Genomic DNA, 18,952 nt, shown 5'->3' on the forward strand with positions numbered 1-18,952 from the left:
CCGGGCATGAAATCATGGCCGCACCGGCCCAACCGGTGGGCCGCTGCCTTGGGTTGGCGATGGCACAGGACCAGCCGCAGCCTTCAGGGGGAGGAACGATGGCGGACAGCTTCGGACCGATGCAGGAGGGTGACGTCGACGACGGCGTCGTCGGCATGGGCCCGGACGCGGGCTCACCACGCAAGGAGCCGATCAGAGTCCTTGTCGTGGACGACCATGCCCTTTTCCGCCGCGGCCTGGAGATCGTGCTCGCGGCCGAGGAGGACATCCAGGTCGTCGGCGAGGCGGGGGACGGCGCCGAGGCCGTGGACAAGGCCGCGGATCTCCTGCCCGACATCGTGCTGATGGACGTGCGGATGCCCAAGCGCGGCGGGATCGAGGCCTGCACCTCCATCAAGGAAGTGGCCCCCAGCGCCAAGATCATCATGCTGACGATCAGCGACGAAGAGGCCGATCTCTACGACGCGATCAAGGCGGGCGCGACCGGCTATCTCCTCAAGGAGATCTCCACGGACGAGGTGGCCACCGCCATTCGCGCGGTCGCCGACGGGCAGTCGCAGATCAGCCCGTCCATGGCGTCGAAACTGCTCACCGAGTTCAAGTCGATGATCCAGCGGACCGACGAACGTCGGCTGGTGCCGGCGCCGCGGCTCACCGACCGCGAGCTCGAAGTGCTCAAACTCGTGGCCACGGGCATGAACAACCGCGATATCGCGAAGGAGTTGTTCATCTCCGAGAACACCGTGAAGAACCACGTCCGCAACATCCTGGAGAAGCTGCAGCTGCACTCCAGGATGGAGGCGGTGGTCTACGCGATGCGCGAGAAGATCCTGGAGATCCGGTAGCGGGTCGGGGTCGGGTCACGCGAGAGCGCGGGCGAGTTCCCTGGTAAGGGGCTCGCGCAGCTCGGGCGCGTCGACACGTTCCACGCGTACGTCCGTGCAGTCGACCCAGCTCGCCGCCTCGACGAGGGCCTGGGCCACGGCCGGGACCGCCTTCGCGCCGTCCAGGGTGACCTGCTTGGCCACCAGGGTGCGGCCCTCGCGCGCCGGGTCGACGCGGCCGACGAGGTGGCCGCCGGACAGGACGGGCATCGCGAAGTAGCCGTACACCCGCTTCGGCTTGGGGACGTAGGCCTCCAGGCGGTGGGTGAAGCCGAAGATCCGTTCCGTACGGGCGCGTTCCCAGATCAGCGAGTCGAACGGGGACAGCAGCGTCGTGCGATGACGACCGCGCGGCGGCGTCTCCAGGGCCGCGGGGTCGGCCCAGGCCGGCTTGCCCCAGCCCTCCACGGTGACCGGGACCAGACCTGAGTCCGCGATCACCGCGTCTACCTGCTCGCCCTTGAGCCTGTGGTAGTCGGCGATGTCCGCGCGCGTGCCGACGCCCAGGGACTGGCCCGCCAGGCGGACCAGGCGGCGCAGGCACTCGGCGTCGTCCAGGTCGTCGTGCAACAGCGCGTCCGGGACGGCGCGCTCGGCGAGGTCGTACACCCGCTTCCAGCCGCGGCGCTCCACGCACACCACCTCCCCGTACATCAGCGCGCGTTCGACCGCGACCTTCGTGCCGGACCAGTCCCACCACTCGCTGGTGCGCTTCGCGCCGCCCAACTCCGTCGCGGTGAGCGGGCCTTCGGCGCGCAGCTGCTTGATGACCTGGTCGTAGGCGCCGTCGGGGAGTTCATGGGACCAGTGCGGGCGGTCGCGGTAGGCGCGGCGGCGGAACGCGAAATGGGGCCACTCCTCGACGGGGAGGATGCAGGCGGCGTGGGACCAGTACTCGAAGGCGTGCGTGTCGGTCCAGTACGCGTTGTCGACCGTCTTGCGGCCGACCGCGCCGAGGCGGGCGTACGGGATGAGTTCGTGGGAGCGGGCGAGCACCGAGATCGTGTCGAGCTGGACCGCGCCGAGGTGGCGGAGGACGCCGCGGACACCGGCCCGGCGGTCGGGGGCGCCGAGGAAGCCCTGGGCGCGCAGGGCGATGCGGCGGGCGTCGTCTGCCGAGAGGGTGGTGCTCGGACGCGGAAGGGTCGTCATGGGTTCGGAGGGTAGGCGGTCGGACTGACAGTGGGGGATGAGCTGGGGATTTACGGCAGGGTCGATGAGCTGCGGCCGGAGCTCGTGGGGTTCGTGGGGCTCGTGGGGTCGGTGGGGCGCCGGTCGGAGCTAGGGTGCCTTGCGGTCCGGGGCCGGCAGGTAGGGCGCCGCCGACGGCAGGCCCAGGTCGGACGGGAGCAGGGAACCCACCCAGCAGTCGCGGCGGACCCCCTTGTTGTTCGTCGCGGAGCGCAGCGTGCCCTCGATGGTGAAACCCGCGCGTTCCGCGACCGCGCGGGACGCCCGGTTGCCCACCTCGGCGCGCCATTCCACGCGGTCCATGGACAGGCTGGTGAAGGCCCAGCGGGCGACGGCCAGGGTGGCCTCGGTGACGTAGCCGTGGCCGCGGTGCTCCTTGGTGGCCCAGAAGCCGATCTCGCCGACGCCGAGGGCGCGCATCGTGATGCCGAGCATGCCCGCCAGCTCCCCCTCGGGAAGGAAGAGGCCGAAGGTGAACATCGAGTCGGCGGCCCAGCCGTCGGGCACCATCTGCTCGGTGAAGCTCTGGGCGTGCTCGTACAGGTAAGGGGAGGGGAACTGGGAGATCCAGCGCTGCAGATCCGGATCCTGGGCGGCCGCGTGCACGGCGTCGGTGTCCTGCGGGCCGGGTGCGCGCAGGAGGAGACGGGCGGTGGTGAGAGTGACGGGTTCCATCGGCCCGATTCTGCTCGGGTGGCACAGCGGTCGCCAAGCATGCGCCGAGTACGTCCTCCGATCGGTGCGGGACGCGGCTCGGCGCCGAGCGTGAGCGCGTGATCACAATTCGCGCAATTCCTCGGAACGGGGCGGCACTATCCGCGCTTCCCGTCCGTTGTCCCCATTGAAGCGAGTGGTAAAAGAGCGCAGGAAGGCCGTCGGCCAGCCCAGCCCTCCCGGCGTGGCCGGGTCCTCGCATACGATGGCCGTTGCTCAGTACGTCAATGGAAACCGACCGTCCCAGGCCCGACCGGCAAGGAGACCAACCCCCGTGTCCGTCCTCTCGAAGATCATGCGTGCAGGCGAAGGCAAAATCCTGCGCAAGCTGCACCGCATCGCGGACCAGGTCAACTCCATCGAAGAGGACTTCGTCGACCTCTCCGACGCCGAGCTGCGGGCCCTCACCGATGAGTACAAGCAGCGTTACGCCGACGGCGAGTCCCTCGACGACCTGCTCCCCGAGGCGTTCGCCACCGTCCGCGAGGCCGCCAAGCGCGCCCTCGGGCAGCGGCACTACGACGTCCAGATGATGGGCGGCGCCGCCCTCCATCTCGGCTACGTGGCCGAGATGAAGACCGGTGAGGGCAAGACCCTCGTCGGCACCCTGCCTGCTTATCTGAACGCCCTCTCCGGCGACGGCGTCCACCTCATCACGGTCAACGACTACCTGGCCGAGCGCGACTCCGAGATGATGGGCCGCGTCCACAAGTTCCTGGGCCTGAGCGTCGGCTGCATCCTGGCCAACATGACGCCGGCCCAGCGCCGCGAGCAGTACGAGTGCGACATCACGTACGGCACGAACAACGAGTTCGGCTTCGACTACCTCCGCGACAACATGGCCTGGTCCAAGGACGAGCTCGTCCAGCGCGGCCACAACTTCGCCATCGTCGACGAGGTCGACTCCATCCTGGTCGACGAGGCCCGTACGCCGCTGATCATCTCCGGCCCGGCCGACCAGGCCACCAAGTGGTACGGCGACTTCGCCAAGCTGGTCACCCGCCTGAAGAAGGGCGAGGCGGGCAATCCGCTCAAGGGCCTCGAGGAGACCGGCGACTACGACGTCGACGAGAAGAAGCGCACCGTCGCCATCCACGAGAACGGCGTGGCCAAGGTCGAGGACTGGCTGGGCATCGACAACCTCTACGAGTCGGTGAACACCCCGCTGGTGGGCTACCTGAACAACGCCATCAAGGCCAAGGAGCTCTTCAAGAAGGACAAGGACTACGTCGTCATCGACGGCGAAGTCATGATCGTCGACGAGCACACCGGCCGTATCCTCGCCGGCCGCCGCTACAACGAGGGCATGCACCAGGCGATCGAGGCGAAGGAAGGGGTGGACATCAAGGACGAGAACCAGACGCTCGCGACGATCACCCTGCAGAACTTCTTCCGCCTCTACAAGAAGCTCTCCGGCATGACCGGTACGGCGATGACCGAGGCCGCCGAGTTCCACCAGATCTACAAGCTCGGCGTGGTCCCGATCCCGACCAACAAGCCGATGGTCCGCAAGGACCAGTCGGACCTGATCTACCGCACCGAGGTCGCCAAGTTCGAGGCGGTCGTCGACGACATCGCCGAGAAGCACGAGAAGGGCCAGCCGATCCTGGTCGGCACCACCTCGGTCGAGAAGTCCGAGTACCTCTCGCAGCAGCTCAGCAAGCGCGGCATCCAGCACGAGGTGCTCAACGCCAAGCACCACGAGCGCGAGGCGCAGATCGTCGCCCAGGCCGGCCGCAAGGGCGCCGTCACGGTGGCCACCAACATGGCCGGCCGTGGTACGGACATCAAGCTCGGCGGCAATCCCGAGGACCTCGCCGAGGCGGAGCTGCGCCAGCGCGGCCTCGACCCCGAGGAGCACATCGAGGAGTGGGCCCATGCCCTGCCCGCCGCCCTGGAGCGTGCGGAGCTCGCGGTCAAGGCCGAGAAGGACGAGGTCGAGGAGAGCGGCGGCCTCTACGTGCTGGGCACCGAGCGGCACGAGTCGCGCCGGATCGACAACCAGCTGCGCGGTCGTTCCGGCCGTCAGGGCGACCCCGGCGAGTCCCGCTTCTACCTCTCGCTCGGTGACGACTTGATGCGCCTGTTCAAGGCCCAGATGGTCGAGCGCGTGATGTCCATGGCGAACGTGCCGGACGACGTGCCGATCGAGAACAAGATGGTCACGCGCGCGATCGCGTCCGCGCAGTCGCAGGTCGAGCAGCAGAACTTCGAGACCCGTAAGAACGTCCTGAAGTACGACGAGGTCCTCAACCGCCAGCGCGAGGTCATCTACGGCGAGCGCCGCCGCGTCCTGGAGGGCGAGGACCTGCAGGAGCAGGTCGTGCACTTCATGGACGACACGATCGACGCCTACGTCGCCGCGGAGACCGCCGACGGCTTCCCCGAGGACTGGGACCTGGACCGGCTGTGGGGCGCGTTCAAGCAGCTCTACCCGGTGAAGATCACCGTCGACGAGCTGGAGGACGCGGCGGGTGACCGGGCCGGTCTGACCGCCGAGTTCATCTCCGAGTCCATCAAGGACGACATCCACGAGCAGTACGAGTCCCGCGAGGCCCAGCTCGGCTCCGAGATCATGCGTGAACTGGAGCGCCGGGTCGTGCTGTCGGTCCTGGACCGCAAGTGGCGCGAGCACCTCTACGAGATGGACTACCTCCAGGAGGGCATCGGCCTGCGCGCGATGGCCCAGAAGGACCCGCTGGTCGAGTACCAGCGCGAGGGCTTCGACATGTTCACCGCCATGATGGACGGCATCAAGGAGGAGTCCGTCGGCTACCTGTTCAACCTGGAGGTTCAGGTCGAGCAGCAGGTCGAGGAGGTTCCGGTCGAGGACATCGCGCCGGTGGCCGAGGGCGTCCAGGACGCGGTGCCGGCTCAGGCGGGCCCCCGTCCCGAGATCCGTGCCAAGGGGCTCGACGCGCCGCAGCGGCGGGGCCTGCACTTCTCCGCGGCCACCGTGGACGGTGAGGGCGGCATCGTCGAGGGCGACTTCACCTATGACGACGACGAGCCCGTGCGCTCCGAGTCCGACGGCCTCACGCGCGCGGAGCGCCGCAAGCAGGCCAAGGGCGGCCGTCGCCGCAAGAAGTGACCGTGCCGGCGCCTGAGGCGCCGTAGCGGAACGAAGGGCCGGGCCACCGAGGTGTGCCCGGCCCTTCGGCGTGCGTGGCGCGGTGCGCGGCCCGTACGCGGACCGCGACGGCAACACTGAGGGCGCGGCACCGAGGCGGGCGGAGCCGCGCCGGAGCGTCGAGGAGGAGGCCGCGGAGGAGCGGGGGCGTCGGGGCCGGGGCGACGCGGAGGAGCCGCGCAGGCTCTCGTCACCGGTCCCGAGGCGGACCACTGCTCCGTGCCCCCGCGCCCGACGTGCACGGGCCCTCGTCATTGGTCCTGAGGCCGATCAGTCCTCCGTGCCCCCGCGCCCGACGTGGCAGGCCCCCGTCACCGGCCCCGAGGCCGATCACTGCTCCGTGCCCCCGCGCCCGACGTGCGCAGGCCCTCGTCACCGGCCCCGAGCCCGACCACTCCTCCGCGCACCCACCCCGACGAGCACAACGCTCCCTCGCCGTCGATCCGCGGCCCGCCGCGTCAGTCCTCGTCCGCCGTCCGTGGCTCACGCGGGCCGCCCAGTTCCACTGCCGTGCAGCGCCAGCGGAGGTCGGGGCCCTGTTCCAGGCGGAACGCCATGGCGCGCAACTGGTCGCCGGCGCCGATGCGGGCGAAGGCCTCGATGGCGCCCTCGCGCGGGACGTAGTAGCCGATGTCGCGCACGACGGGACGGGTGCCGCGGGCGCGCAGGGGGCCGCGTTCGGCGAGGTGGGCCAGTTCGTCGTAGGCGCGGCCGGCGGTGTGCCGCAGCATCCAGTGGACGGGGCGCTGGCCGCTCAGCACGGCGAGCAGACGGTCGGCGAAGAGGTCGGTGGGGCGGGGTGCGGTGACCGCCCCGCTCGTCGTGGGCGTCCGGGGCGCGGCGCCGCCGGGGCGGCGAGTGTCGCGTCGGCCCGGCGGGCGGGTGCCCGGGCGGCGCTGGGATGTCCTGTTCATGACCTTGTTCATGGGAATCCCCGTTCGGCGGGCCCGGCGGGTACCGGGCGGTAACTTGCGGTTGGGGATCTTGTACGGGGGTGCGGACGGCGGCGGCAAGGAAGCTCGGCGCGCGTCGCGGGGCCGGGAAAGTTCACCTATCCGAGTGGCCCGGAGGGTCGGAAAGCCCGAGGGGAAGGGGCGGCACCGGGTGAGTCGCGGGGCGTCGGGTGGACGCCTCCGGGGGTGCGGTCGGGGACCCGAAAGGGGACGCCCGCACGTATCCTGAAGGCCCTCCGGGAGACGCGGCACCGCCCTTCCCGGAGCCCCAGCGGAGCCTTCGACCACGAAAGAGCGGCGAGCCATGCGCGTCTACGTCCCCCTGACCCTCTCCGGTCTCGCCGAGGCGTACAAGACGGGTGAGCTGGGGGCCGGACCCTTCGTCGCCTACGCCGTCACGCCCGCGCTGCGCGAGTGGTACCTCTCCGACGACATCGAGGAACTGGAATACGCGGCGCTGAGCCGGGCCGGACTGGCCTCGCTGCGGCTCCTCGCGGCCGACCCCGGCGCGGCGCGCCGCCGGGTCGTGGTCGCCGTCGACGTGGCCGACGGCGCGGCGACCGCCGACCCGGACCGCGGGCTCGACCCGGTGGCGCTCGGCGAGGTGCGGGTGGCCGGAGCGGTCCGGCTGGCCAAGGCGGCCGCGGTGCACGTCGACGCGGACGACGCGGAGGCGGACGTGTCCGCGGCGGCGCAGGCGCTGGAGGCGGCGGACGGCGGGGACGATGACGCGCAGTTCGTCGTGGACGGGGCCGACGACCACGAACTGCTCTGGTACGCCACGCAGGAGATCCCCAACCTGGTCGGGCTGGAGTAGTCCTGGGCTGGCAAAACGGCCGGACGGCCGCGGTGATCCTTCTCGACCCGCTGTCATCCATGACTGTCAGTGGCGGCGGGTACGTTGTGGAGCATGGGGATGCACAAAGGCGCGCACATCGTCTGGGACTGGAACGGGACGCTGTTCCACGACAACGACGCGATCATCGGGGCGACGAACGCGGCGTCGGCCGAGCTGGGTCTTGAACCGATCACGCTGGACCAGTACCGGGCGCTGTACTGCGTGCCGGTGCCGAAGTTCTACGAGCGGCTGATGGGGCGGCTGCCCACGCAGACCGAGTGGGAGATCATGGACGAGATCTTCCACCGGTACTACGCGGAGCACCGAGTCCGGTGCTCGCTCACCGACGGCGCGGCCGAGCTGCTGCGGGGCTGGCTCTCGGCGGGGCACAGCCAGTCACTGCTCAGCATGTACGTGCACGACGAACTCGTGCCGCTGGTGCGGGGGTTCGGGATCGAGACGCACTTCATACGGGTCGAGGGACGGGTCGGACCGTCCGGGGGCAGCAAGGCCGAGCACATGGTGCGCCACCTGCGGGCGCTGACCGGTGTGGAGCCCGCGCGCACGGTGGTGATCGGCGACGCCGCCGACGACGCGGTGGCGGCACAGTACGTGGGGGCGCGGGCCGTGCTGTACACCGGGGGCTCGCACAGCCGGGCCAGCCTGGAGTCCACCGGCGTGCCGGTGGTGGACACGCTGGCGGAGGCCGTGGCGGAGGCGGAGCGCCTGGCGGCCTGAGGAGGCCGCCCGGCTGCCCGGCCCGAGGGAGCCGTCCGCCTGCCGGCGGGGATCAGGTCACCGGCGCCTTCGCGCGCAGGACGGTCAGGAACTCGCGCATCCAGCCGGGGTGGTCCGGCCAGGCCCGCGAGGAGACGAGGGTGCCGTCCACGACCGCCTCGGCGTCCTGGAAGGTGGCGCCTGCGGCCTGCATGTCGAGTTCGAGGGCGGGGTAGGCGGTCACCCGGCGGCCGCGCAGGCTGTCGGTCGCGGCCGTCAACAGGGGACCGTGGCAGATCTGGGCGACCGGCTTGTCGGTGTCGAAGAACGCCTTGAGGATCTTGCGGAGTTCGGGGTCGTTGCGCAGATACTCGGGGGCGCGGCCCCCGGGGATCACGACGGCGACGTACTGTCCGGGATCCACCTCGGAGAAGGCGAGGTCGGCAGGCCAGGTGTAGCCGGGCTTCTCGGTGTACGTGTCGAAGCCGGGTTCGAAGTCGTGGACGACGAACTGGAGCTTCTTGCGGGTGGGGGCGGCGATGTGGACCTCGTACCCCTCCTCGCGAAGGCGCTGGTAGGGGTAGAGGACCTCCAGCGACTCGGCTGCGTCGCCGGTGACGATGAGGATCTTGGCGGTCATCTCGTGCGGCTCCTCTCGGGAGGACATGACCTGTCTGGGCAAACGTGCCTCCGATCAGGTCCGGTTGCCAAGAGGACCCGCCGGTTTACGGGTGCACGCCGGGGCGGCGGGCGGTCGCGCCCCCGGATACGCCCTCAGCGCCTCCACCGCCCCTGTGCAGAACGTCAAACTTCCACCCCCGGTTTTGTACACATACGGCTCATGACGGGCCCCGGGTGGAGAGCGATAGCCTTGGTGGCGTGATCAGCGCGATATGTCGCGGGGGCAATGTCGCCCCTGCCCTGCGCCCGGTGAGCACGGACCACATCCGTGACCGGGCGGCGGTCGCTGGTCTTCGCGGGCGGGACGGGGGCGCATGGGCCCCCGAGGCGCCGCGCATCCCCCGGGTACCGGCGTCGCGGAGAGCAGCGTCACACCCGTCGGGCGCGTCGAGAATGGCTGAATACCCCCCGCTCATCTCGCCTTGCGGCATAGCGTCGGAACGGACCGGACACCCCGGGCCGTGGCGTTACGTCGAAGGGGAAGAGACCGTACTTCTTTCTACGTCACGCAACGGCGCGCGACAGGAGCCAGAGGACAATGCAGACCAAGCTGGACGAAGCAAAGGCCGAGCTGCTGGAGAGGGCCGCTCGGGTAGCTGAGAACAGCCCGGTCGGGGGGCACCTACCGACTGGGACGACGGGCGAGGGCACTCCGGGCACCCCGGACCAGGAATCCGTGCTCGCGTTCCTCCAGCGCTACTACCTGCACACCGCCCCGGAGGACCTCGGCGACCGCGACCCGGTCGACGTCTTCGGAGCCGCAGTGTCGCACTACCGGCTGGCCGAGACCCGGCCGCAGGGCACGGCCAACGTGCGGGTGCACACCCCGACCGTCGAGGAGAACGGGTGGACCTGCAGCCACACCGTCGTCGAGGTCGTCACCGACGACATGCCGTTCCTGGTCGACTCCGTCACCAATGAGCTGACCCGCCAGGGCCGCGGCATCCACGTGGTCATCCACCCGCAGTTCGTCGTCCGGCGCGACCTCACCGGCAAGCTCATCGAGGTCCTGCCCACGCCGCCCAACGCCGCCGACCTCCCGCACGACGCGCACATCGAGTCCTGGATCCACGTCGAGATCGACCGTGAGACCGACCGCGCGGACCTGAAGCAGATCACCGCCGACCTGCTGCGCGTCCTGTCCGACGTCCGCGAGGCCGTCGAGGACTGGGAGAAGATGCGGGACACGGCCCTGCGCATGGCCGAGGATCTCGCAGCCGAGCCCCGCCCCGCAGACCTCACCGGCCCCGAGGTCGAGGAGGCCCGCGAACTGCTGCGCTGGCTGTCCACCGACCACTTCACCTTCCTCGGCTACCGCGAGTACCAGCTGCGCGAGGACGACTCCCTCGCCGCCGTCCCCGGCACCGGGCTCGGCATACTGCGCTCGGACCCGCACCACGCCACCGACGAGAGCCACCCGGTCAGCCCCTCCTTCGAGCGGCTCCCGGCCGACGCCCGCGCCAAGGCCCGCGAGCACAAGCTGCTCGTGCTGACCAAGGCCAACAGCCGCGCCACCGTGCACCGCCCGTCGTACCTCGACTACGTGGGCGTGAAGAAGTTCGACGAGCAGGGCAACGTCGTCGGCGAGCGCCGCTTCCTCGGTCTGTTCTCCTCCGCCGCCTACACCGAGTCCGTGCGCCGCGTGCCCGTCATCCGGCGCAAGGTGGACGAGGTGCTCAAGGGCGCCGGGTTCTCGCCCAACAGCCACGACGGGCGCGACCTGCTGCAGATCCTGGAGACCTACCCGCGCGACGAGCTCTTCCAGACGCCCCCCGACGAGCTGCGCTCGATCGCCACCTCCGTCCTGTACCTGCAGGAGCGGCGCCGACTGCGCCTCTACCTGCGCCAGGACGAGTACGGCCGCTACTACTCCGCGCTGGTCTACCTGCCCCGCGACCGCTACACCACCGGCGTCCGGCTGCGGATCATCGACATCCTGAAGGAGGAGCTCGGCGGCATCAGCGTCGACTTCACCGCCTGGAACACCGAGTCGATCCTCTCCCGGCTGCACTTCGTCATCCGTGTCCCGCAGGGCACCGAGCTGCCCGAGCTGTCCGACTCGGACAAGGAGCGCATCGAGGCGCGGCTCGTCGAGGCGGCCCGCTCCTGGGTCGACGGGTTCGCCGAGGCGCTCAACGCCGAGCTGGGCGAGGAGCGCGCCGCCGAGCTGCTGCGCCGCTACACCAACGCCTTCCCCGAGGGCTACAAGGCCGACCACACCCCGCGTGCCGCGGTCGCCGACCTGGTGCACCTGGAGCGGCTCAGCGAGGAGGAGGGCCACGACTTCGCCCTCAGCCTGTACGAGCCGGTGGGCGCCGCCCCCGACGAGCGCCGCTTCAAGATCTACCGCAAGGGCGCCGCGATCTCCCTGTCCGCCGTGCTGCCGGTCCTCAACCGGCTCGGCGTCGAGGTGATCGACGAGCGGCCGTACGAGCTGCGCTGCGCGGACCGGACGACCGCCTGGATCTACGACTTCGGCATGCGCATCCCGCGCTCCCTGGGCGGCGGCAACGGCGACCACATCCTGGCCGACGACGCCCGCGACCGCTTCCAGGACGCCTTCGCCGCGACCTGGACCGGCAAGGCCGAGAACGACGGCTTCAACGCCCTCGTGCTGGGTGCCGGGCTGAGCTGGCGGCAGGCCATGGTGCTGCGCGCGTACGCCAAGTACCTGCGGCAGGCCGGCTCCACCTTCAGCCAGGACTACATGGAGGACACCCTCCGCACGAACGTCCACACCACGCGGCTGCTGGTCTCCCTCTTCGAGGCGCGGCAGTCGCCGGAGCGCCAGCGTGCCGGGCTGGAGATCGTCGACGCCCTCCTCGAAGAGCTCGACGCCGCCCTCGACCAGGTGGCGAGCCTGGACGAGGACCGCATCCTGCGCTCCTTCCTCACCGTCATCAAGGCGACGCTGCGCACGAACTTCTTCCAGGAGACGCTCGGCGGCCAGCCGCACGAGTACGTCTCGATGAAGTTCGACCCGCAGGCGATCCCCGACCTGCCGGCGCCCCGCCCGGCGTACGAGATCTGGGTGTACTCGCCGCGTGTCGAGGGCGTGCACCTGCGCTTCGGCAAGGTCGCGCGCGGCGGTCTGCGCTGGTCCGACCGGCGTGAGGACTTCCGCACCGAGATCCTCGGCCTGGTCAAGGCGCAGATGGTGAAGAACACCGTCATCGTGCCGGTCGGCGCCAAGGGCGGCTTCGTCGCCAAGCAGCTGCCGGACCCGAGCGTGGACCGGGACGCGTGGCTGGCCGAGGGCATCGCCAGCTACAAGACGTTCATCTCGGCGCTGCTCGACATCACCGACAACATGGTGGCCGGCGAGGTCGTGCCGCCGCAGGACGTCGTGCGGCACGACGAGGACGACACCTACCTGGTGGTCGCGGCCGACAAGGGCACGGCGACGTTCTCGGACATCGCCAACGACGTCGCGATGTCGTACAACTTCTGGCTCGGCGACGCCTTCGCCTCCGGCGGCTCGGCGGGCTACGACCACAAGGGCATGGGCATCACGGCCCGCGGCGCCTGGGAGTCCGTGAAGCGGCACTTCCGTGAGCTCGACGTCGACACGCAGACCGAGGACTTCACCGTCGTCGGCATCGGCGACATGTCCGGTGACGTGTTCGGCAACGGCATGCTGCTCTCCGAGCACATCCGCCTGGTCGCCGCCTTCGACCACCGGCACATCTTCATCGACCCGAACCCGGACGCGGCCACCTCCTACGCCGAGCGCCGCCGCCTGTTCGAACTGCCCCGCTCCAGCTGGGCCGACTACAACACCGAGCTCCTCTCGGCGGGCGGCGGGATCTTCCCCCGCAGCGCCAAGGCGATCCCGGTCAACTCGCACATCCGCGAGGCCCTCGGCATCGAGTCGGGCGTCGCCAAGGTGACCCCGGCCGACCTGATGAAGGCGATCCTCAAGGCGCCGGTGGACCTGCTGTGGAACGGCGGCATCGGTACGTACGTGAAGTCGTCGGCCGAGTCCAACGCCGACGTCGGCGACAAGGCCAACGACGCCATCCGCGTCGACGGCGGCGACCTGAGGGTCAAGGTCGTCGGCGAGGGCGGCAACCTGGGTCTGACCCAGCTCGGCCGCATCGAGTTCGCGCTGCACGGCGGCGGGATCAACAGCGACGCGATCGACAACAGCGCCGGCGTGGACACCTCCGACCACGAGGTGAACATCAAGATCCTGCTGAACGGCCTGGTCACGGACGGCGACATGACCGTCAAGCAGCGCAACAAGCTGCTCGCCGAGATGACCGACGAGGTCGGCGCCCTGGTGCTGCGCAACAACTACGCGCAGAACACCGCGCTCGCCAACGCGCTGGCCCAGTCCAAGGACATGCTCCACGCCCAACAGCGGTTCATCCGCCACCTGGTCCGTGAGGGTCACCTCGACCGGGCCCTGGAGTTCCTGCCCGCGGACCGCCAGATCCGCGAGCGGCTCAACCAGGGTCAGGGTCTGACCAGCCCGGAGACGGCCGTCCTGCTGGCGTACACGAAGATCACGGTCGCCGACGAGCTGCTGCAGACCTCGCTGCCGGACGACCCGTACCTGCGCAGCCTGCTGGACACCTACTTCCCGACGGCGCTGCGCGAGCGGTTCCCCGAGGGCATCGACAACCACCCGCTGCGCCGCGAGATCACCACGACCGTCCTGGTCAACGACACGGTCAACACGGGCGGTACGACCTACCTGCACCGTCTGCGCGAGGAGACCGGTGCCTCGCTGGAGGAGATCGTGCGGGCGCAGACCGCGGCCCGGGCGATCTTCCGCTCGGCCCCGGTGTGGGACGCCGTCGAGGAGCTGGACAACAAGGTCGAGGCCGCCGTCCAGACCCGGATCCGGCTGCACTCGCGCCGGCTGGTCGAGCGCGGCACGCGCTGGCTGCTCAACAACCGGCCGCAGCCGCTGCAGCTCGCCGAGACCGTCGACTTCTTCGCGGAGCGGGTCGAGCAGGTCTGGCAGCAGCTGCCGAAGCTGCTGCGCGGCGCGGACGTGGAGTGGTACGAGCACGTGTACGACGAGCTGTCCGGCGCGGGCGTGCCGGACGAGCTGGCGACGCGTGTGGCCGGGTTCTCCTCGGCCTTCCCGGCGCTGGACATCGTCTCGGTGGCCGACCGCATGGGCAAGGAGCCGCTGGACGTCGCCGAGGTCTACTACGACCTCGCCGACCGCCTCAGCTTCACCCAGCTCATGGACCGCATCATCGAGCTGCCCCGCTCCGACCGCTGGCAGTCCATGGCCCGCGCGGCCATCCGTGAGGACCTGTACGCGGCGCACGCGGCCGTCACCGCGGACGTGCTCGCCGTCGGCAACGGCACCTCGACTCCCGAGCAGCGCTTCGCGGCCTGGGAGCAGAAGAACGCGCCGATCCTGAGCCGGGCCCGCGCCACCCTGGAGGAGATCCGCAACTCGGACTCCTTCGACCTCGCCAACCTGTCGGTGGCGATGCGCACGATGCGGACGCTGCTGCGGACGCACGTGTAAGCGGTACACAGACGGGGGCGCCCCGGGCCGTGACGGTCCGGGGCGCCCCCGTTTTCTTTGCGTGTTTCTGTACGTGGTCGAACGCTGTTCTTGCCGTCGCTTAGGGAAAATCCGGCGGCGAATTTACCGTTTCCTGCTAATCCGGATGTTTCGGATAGGGTCGCCGCGTGACAGCGAACGTATCCGAGACCCGCCCGGTGGTGACCGCCGCCGCCACCGCCGCACCGGCCAGGCCGGTCGGGCGCGTCGTCCTCGAAGTCGTGAAATTCGGGGTCGTCGGCGGAAGCGGAGTCCTCGTCAATTTCCTGGTGTTCAACGTGCTGCTGCACGGCCTGGCCTGGTCGGCCATGGTCGCCACGGTGCTGGCCAGCTGTATCGCCATGGCCACGAATTACCTGGGCTTCCGCTATTTCGCCTATCGGGACCGGGCCTCGCGCACCCGACGCCAGATCGTACTGTTTTTCGTTTTCAGCGGTCTGGGCGTGGTCATGGAAAGCGGACTGTTCTACGTCGGATATCGCGTCCTCGGTATGAACAGTCCGCTCGAATCGAATGCCGTGAAGGCGCTGTCGATCGTCCTCGCCTCGGCGTTCCGTTTCCTCGTCTACCGCACCTGGGTCTTCCAGCGGGACGCGCACCGCACCACGTAGGCGGAGCGCGTCCCGGGCCGGGGCTCGGGGGAGTCCGGGGTCAAGAGGAAACGGCGGCCTTCGGCTGCTCGGCCGTCCGGGCCGGCGCCGGGGGCTTGGCCGCGGGCTTCGGCTTCTTGTCGCCGGTGAACGCCTCGTACTCCTTGAGGACGTCCTCCGTCGGCCCGTCCATGCGCAGCTCGCCGCGCTCCAGCCACAGCACCCGGTCGCAGGTGTCGCGGATCGACTTGTTGTTGTGGCTGACCAGGAACACCGTGCCCGCGTGCTTGCGCAGCTCGCGGATGCGCTCCTCGGACCGCCTCTGGAAGGAACGGTCGCCGGTCGCCAGCGCCTCGTCGATCAGCAGGACGTCGTGGTCCTTGGCGGCGGCGATGGAGAAGCGCAGCCGGGCGCCCATGCCGGAGGAGTACGTGCGCATGGGGAGGGTGATGAAGTCGCCCTTCTCGTTGATGCCGGAGAAGTCGACGATGTCCTCGTAGCGCTCCTTGATCTCCTCCCGGGACATGCCCATGGCCAGGCCGCCCAGGTAGACGTTGCGCTCGCCGGTGAGGTCGCCCATCAGGGCCGCGTTGACGCCGAGGAGGGAGGGCTGGCCGTCGGTGTAGATGTGGCCGTTCTCCACCGGGAGCAGGCCGGCGACCGCCTTCAGCAGCGTCGACTTGCCCGAGCCGTTGGTGCCGATGAGCCCGATCGCCTCGCCCTTGTAGGCGACGAAGGAGACCTTCTTGACCGCGTGCACCTTGCGCACGCCCGCCGCCTTCTCGACCTTCTTGCCGCGCAGCATGCGGTTGAGGGCGGCCGTCGCGGTGCCGCGTCCGGCGCCGGTGCCGTTGACCCGGTAGACGATGTCGACGCTGTCGGCGATGACGGTGGGGATCCCGGCGGGGGACTTGTCGTTCAGGTTCTCAGCCACGGCCGTACGTCTCCTCAGCCTTCCAGAAGTAGATGAAGCCGCCGACACCGGTGATCAGCGCCCAGCCGGCCGCCGCCGCCCACACGTGCGGGGGGAGCTGGCTCGCGTGGAAGCTGTCGATCAGCGCGTACCGCATGAGGTCGATGTAGACGGCGGCCGGGTTGGTCTCCAGCGCGATCGTCACCAGGTGCGGCAGGTGGTCCTTCTTGGTCAGCTTGTCGATGCTCCACATGACGCCGGAGACGTACATCCAAGTGCGCAGCACGAACGGCATCAGCTGGGCGATGTCCGGGGTCTTGGCGCCCAGCCGGGCCATGACCATCGAGACGCCGGCGTTGAACGTGAACTGCAGCACCAGGACCGGGATCGCCAGCAGCCAGGACGGGGCGAGCGGGACACCGAAGCAGAGCAGGATGACGACCAGGGCGGCCATCGAGAACAGCAGCTGCTGGAGCTGCTGGATCGCGAACGAGATCGGCAGCGCGGCCCGCGGGAAGTGCAGCGCCCGGACGAGGCCGAGGTTGCCGGAGATCGCCCGGGTGCCGGCCATGATCGAGCTCTGCGTGAAGGTCCAGATGAACACGCCCGTGACCAGGAACGGGATGTAGTCCGGCACGTGCTGCTTGGTGCCCAGCAGGACGCCGAAGATGAAGTAGTAGACCGCCGCGTTCAGCAGCGGGGTCATGACCTGCCAGACCTGGCCGAGCTTCGCCTGGCTGTACTGCGCGGTCAGCTTGGCGGTGGCGAAGGCGGTGATGAAGTGCCGGCGCGCCCACAGCTGGCCGATGTACTCGCCCAGGGTGGGGCGCGCACCGCTGACCGAGAGACCGTGGCGTGCGGCGAGCGCCGCGAGGTCGTCGTCGGCCGGGGCGGGGGCCGGTGTCGGGGGCGGTGTGTGGAGGACCTGGCTCACATCCGCTGCTTTCGCTCGGGGGGAGGGGTTCGTGCGTCCGGCGGCTGTCGGGTCCGACGCCCGGCGTTTCCTTACGCTTCTCTTCACGTTTTCTTACGTCGGGACGGGACCGTATCGTCGCAACGGGAGCGTAGAGCTATCTGACGTCGGAACGCAACCGTTTCGTCGTAACGCCCCTATGCTGTCCGCATGACGACCAACGCCGACGAGCCCCAGACGCGCCCGCGCCGACGGGCTCCCGCCGGGGCCGCCGTGCTCCGGGAGGACGTGACCGAGGCCATCCGGGCCGCCGTCTTCGAGGAGCTCGCGTCCGTCGGGTATGCGCGGATGTCCATCGAGGGCATCGCGCGCCGCGCGGGGGTCGGCAAGACGGCCGTCTACCGCCGGTGGAAGTCCAAGCTGCACCTGGTCCTCGACGTCGTCTCGGCCCTCGCGGTCCTGGGCCTGCCCGTCCCGGACACGGGCTCCCTGGAGAGCGACCTCCGCCTGTTGTACGAGGTGACGTCCCGCGCCCTGCGCCACCCCGTCGCCTCGCAGATCATCCCGGACCTCCAGGCCGAGGCGGCCCGCAATCCCGAGATCGCCGAGGCCATGCAGAAGGCCCTGCGCGACGGCCAGGAGGGCGTCGCCATCAAGATCATCGCTGCGGCCGAGCGGCGCGGCGAACTCCGCCACGGCGTCGACGACGAACTCGCCCTCGACCTGATCTCCGGCCCCCTCTACTGGCGCTCGGTCGTCATCCGCAGCCCCAAGCTCCCCAAGGGCTACCTGGAGGCACTGACCCGGGCCACCGCCGAGGCCCTGAAGGCGCTACCCGGATCCCCGGACGCCTGAGAGCCCACCCGGGGAGGAGCCCCCGGCCAGCCGCAGCGCCAGCCCCGCCAGTTCCTCCGCCCGCAGCGCCCGGTCACCGAACCCCGGCAGCGGCACGTGCAGCGCGTCCACCCAGCGCTCCGGCACGGCGTCGACGCCGTACACGGCACCCGCGAGCCCGCCGGTGACGGCCGCCACGGTGTCGGTGTCGCCGCCCAGGTCGACGGCCGCGCGGACGGCCCCCTCGTAGGTGGAGGTGGTCCGCAGCGCCCAGACGGCGGAGCCGAGGCAGGGCCAGACGGCGCCGTTGAACTCGGTGGCCAGGTCCGGATGCCAGTCGGGGGCCAGGACGACGGCGTACCGCTCCCGGTGGTCGGCGTGCACCGCCTCCAGGGCGTCCGGTACGGCGGCGAGCGGGTCGGCGCCGTCCAGGGCGACCCGGACCAGTTCGTGGAACACCGCCGTCCCCTCCCACGCCGCCCGGTCCCCGTGAGTGAGCGCGGCGATGCGGCGGGCGGCGTCCATGGTGCCCTCCCGGCCCAGGTCCGCGAACCGCACGGCCGAGGGCGCGGCCCGCATCAGCGCCCCGTTCCCCGCGCCCCGCTGACTGGCCTGGAAATGCAGCGCGGCGGCCAGGTCCCAGGGGGCTCCGCTGCCCAGCACCTCCTCGGTCTGCAGACCGATGTCCTTCGGGTCGGCCGCCGCCCACCGCTGGAAGCGCCGGAACACGTCCGGCAGGTCCAGCCCGCCGCGCTCCAGCAGCGACTGGGCGACCAGCACGGCCAGCTGCGTGTCGTCGGTCGCCTCGCCCGGATCCCAGCCGCCGCCCCCGCACATCTCCCCGCCCTGGCCGGGCTCCGGGAAGCGCGCGGAGAAGGCACCCTCGGGCCCGAACTCGAAGGGCGCGCCGAGGGCGTCACCGACGGCGGAGCCGATGACGGCGCCGAGGGCGCGCTCCATGCGGGAAGGGCGGTGGGGACCGGTCATCCGGGCAGCCTACGAGGACGAGTGGTGCCCCCGCCGGTTCCCCGTTCGGTCCCGCGGTTTCCCCCCGGTCCCGC

Annotated in this window: 14 protein-coding genes; 7 read left to right on the forward strand and 7 right to left on the reverse strand. The window is 70.3% G+C overall.

What is annotated here, in order from left to right:
• Positions 1-98 precede the first annotated feature (98 nt).
• Entirely contained in the window at positions 99-845 is a 747-nt protein-coding gene (locus tag IPZ69_RS05090) for a response regulator (protein WP_235452576.1), read from the forward strand.
• 15 nt (positions 846-860) lie between these two features.
• On the opposite strand, the gene IPZ69_RS05095 is transcribed toward IPZ69_RS05090, so the two are convergent.
• Complete coding sequence (locus tag IPZ69_RS05095) at positions 861-2,036, reverse strand: winged helix-turn-helix domain-containing protein (RefSeq protein ID WP_235452578.1); 1,176 nt, start codon at positions 2,034-2,036, stop codon at positions 861-863.
• A gap of 129 nt (positions 2,037-2,165) precedes the next feature.
• The gene (locus tag IPZ69_RS05100; RefSeq protein ID WP_235452580.1) at positions 2,166-2,750 is read right to left on the reverse strand and encodes a GNAT family N-acetyltransferase; all 585 of its coding nucleotides are present in this window, start codon (positions 2,748-2,750) and stop codon (positions 2,166-2,168) included.
• A 313-nt stretch (positions 2,751-3,063) separates the two neighbouring features.
• Here IPZ69_RS05100 and secA point away from each other — a divergent pair, with 313 nt between their 5' ends.
• Positions 3,064-5,880 carry a preprotein translocase subunit SecA gene (secA, locus tag IPZ69_RS05105; RefSeq protein ID WP_235452583.1) on the forward strand — a complete coding sequence of 939 codons (2,817 nt, stop codon included), beginning with the start codon at positions 3,064-3,066 and terminating at the stop codon, positions 5,878-5,880.
• A gap of 497 nt (positions 5,881-6,377) precedes the next feature.
• Here secA and IPZ69_RS05110 read toward each other — a convergent pair whose 3' ends face one another.
• Positions 6,378-6,845, reverse strand: a complete 468-nt coding sequence (locus tag IPZ69_RS05110) for an Rv3235 family protein (protein ID WP_235452586.1) — start codon at positions 6,843-6,845, stop codon at positions 6,378-6,380.
• Between the two features lie 331 nt (positions 6,846-7,176).
• Between IPZ69_RS05110 and IPZ69_RS05115 the strand changes: the two genes are divergently transcribed.
• Both IPZ69_RS05115 and IPZ69_RS05120 read left to right on the forward strand, forming a co-directional pair.
• Positions 7,177-7,689, forward strand: a complete 513-nt coding sequence (locus IPZ69_RS05115; protein WP_235452589.1) for a DUF6912 family protein — start codon at positions 7,177-7,179, stop codon at positions 7,687-7,689.
• A 93-nt stretch (positions 7,690-7,782) separates the two neighbouring features.
• On the forward strand, positions 7,783-8,448 hold the full coding sequence (locus IPZ69_RS05120) for an HAD family hydrolase (RefSeq protein WP_235452590.1): 666 nt from the start codon (positions 7,783-7,785) through the stop codon (positions 8,446-8,448).
• A 52-nt stretch (positions 8,449-8,500) separates the two neighbouring features.
• On the opposite strand, the gene IPZ69_RS05125 is transcribed toward IPZ69_RS05120, so the two are convergent.
• Positions 8,501-9,067, reverse strand: a complete 567-nt coding sequence (locus IPZ69_RS05125) for a DJ-1/PfpI family protein (protein WP_235452593.1) — start codon at positions 9,065-9,067, stop codon at positions 8,501-8,503.
• A 579-nt stretch (positions 9,068-9,646) separates the two neighbouring features.
• Between IPZ69_RS05125 and IPZ69_RS05130 the strand changes: the two genes are divergently transcribed.
• Entirely contained in the window at positions 9,647-14,602 is a 4,956-nt protein-coding gene (locus IPZ69_RS05130; RefSeq protein ID WP_235452596.1) for an NAD-glutamate dehydrogenase, read from the forward strand.
• A 167-nt stretch (positions 14,603-14,769) separates the two neighbouring features.
• Positions 14,770-15,252: a GtrA family protein gene (locus tag IPZ69_RS05135; protein WP_235452599.1), complete on the forward strand. Its 483-nt coding sequence runs from the start codon at positions 14,770-14,772 to the stop codon at positions 15,250-15,252.
• 40 nt (positions 15,253-15,292) lie between these two features.
• On the opposite strand, the gene IPZ69_RS05140 is transcribed toward IPZ69_RS05135, so the two are convergent.
• Both IPZ69_RS05140 and IPZ69_RS05145 read right to left on the reverse strand, forming a co-directional pair.
• The gene (locus tag IPZ69_RS05140; RefSeq protein ID WP_235452601.1) at positions 15,293-16,165 is read right to left on the reverse strand and encodes an ABC transporter ATP-binding protein; all 873 of its coding nucleotides are present in this window, start codon (positions 16,163-16,165) and stop codon (positions 15,293-15,295) included.
• Positions 16,158-17,078 carry an ABC transporter permease gene (locus IPZ69_RS05145; protein ID WP_235452602.1) on the reverse strand — a complete coding sequence of 307 codons (921 nt, stop codon included), beginning with the start codon at positions 17,076-17,078 and terminating at the stop codon, positions 16,158-16,160. The genes IPZ69_RS05140 and IPZ69_RS05145 overlap by 8 nt, the downstream gene beginning before the upstream one ends.
• A gap of 189 nt (positions 17,079-17,267) precedes the next feature.
• Between IPZ69_RS05145 and IPZ69_RS05150 the strand changes: the two genes are divergently transcribed.
• The gene (locus tag IPZ69_RS05150) at positions 17,268-17,912 is read left to right on the forward strand and encodes a TetR/AcrR family transcriptional regulator (protein ID WP_235452603.1); all 645 of its coding nucleotides are present in this window, start codon (positions 17,268-17,270) and stop codon (positions 17,910-17,912) included.
• Here the strand turns inward: IPZ69_RS05150 and IPZ69_RS05155 are convergent.
• Positions 17,889-18,878, reverse strand: coding sequence for an ADP-ribosylglycohydrolase family protein (locus IPZ69_RS05155; protein WP_235452605.1), 990 nt, complete (start codon positions 18,876-18,878; stop codon positions 17,889-17,891). The genes IPZ69_RS05150 and IPZ69_RS05155 overlap by 24 nt on opposite strands.
• Between the last annotated feature and the right edge of the window lie 74 nt (positions 18,879-18,952).

Source organism: Streptomyces olivochromogenes (assembly GCF_021538895.1).
GTDB lineage: Bacteria > Actinomycetota > Actinomycetes > Streptomycetales > Streptomycetaceae > Streptomyces > Streptomyces olivochromogenes_A.

What these genes read in the sequence shown, in the direction of transcription:
- IPZ69_RS05090 (WP_235452576.1), top strand. Translation starts at nt 99, where the DNA reads ATGGCGGACAGCTTCGGACCGATGCAGGAGGGTGACGTCGACGACGGC.
- IPZ69_RS05095 (WP_235452578.1), bottom strand. Translation starts at nt 2,036, where the DNA reads ATGACGACCCTTCCGCGTCCGAGCACCACCCTCTCGGCAGACGACGCC.
- IPZ69_RS05100 (WP_235452580.1), bottom strand. Translation starts at nt 2,750, where the DNA reads ATGGAACCCGTCACTCTCACCACCGCCCGTCTCCTCCTGCGCGCACCC.
- IPZ69_RS05110 (WP_235452586.1), bottom strand. Translation starts at nt 6,845, where the DNA reads ATGAACAAGGTCATGAACAGGACATCCCAGCGCCGCCCGGGCACCCGC.
- IPZ69_RS05115 (WP_235452589.1), top strand. Translation starts at nt 7,177, where the DNA reads ATGCGCGTCTACGTCCCCCTGACCCTCTCCGGTCTCGCCGAGGCGTAC.
- IPZ69_RS05120 (WP_235452590.1), top strand. Translation starts at nt 7,783, where the DNA reads ATGGGGATGCACAAAGGCGCGCACATCGTCTGGGACTGGAACGGGACG.
- IPZ69_RS05125 (WP_235452593.1), bottom strand. Translation starts at nt 9,067, where the DNA reads ATGACCGCCAAGATCCTCATCGTCACCGGCGACGCAGCCGAGTCGCTG.
- IPZ69_RS05130 (WP_235452596.1), top strand. Translation starts at nt 9,647, where the DNA reads ATGCAGACCAAGCTGGACGAAGCAAAGGCCGAGCTGCTGGAGAGGGCC.
- IPZ69_RS05150 (WP_235452603.1), top strand. Translation starts at nt 17,268, where the DNA reads ATGACGACCAACGCCGACGAGCCCCAGACGCGCCCGCGCCGACGGGCT.
- IPZ69_RS05155 (WP_235452605.1), bottom strand. Translation starts at nt 18,878, where the DNA reads ATGACCGGTCCCCACCGCCCTTCCCGCATGGAGCGCGCCCTCGGCGCC.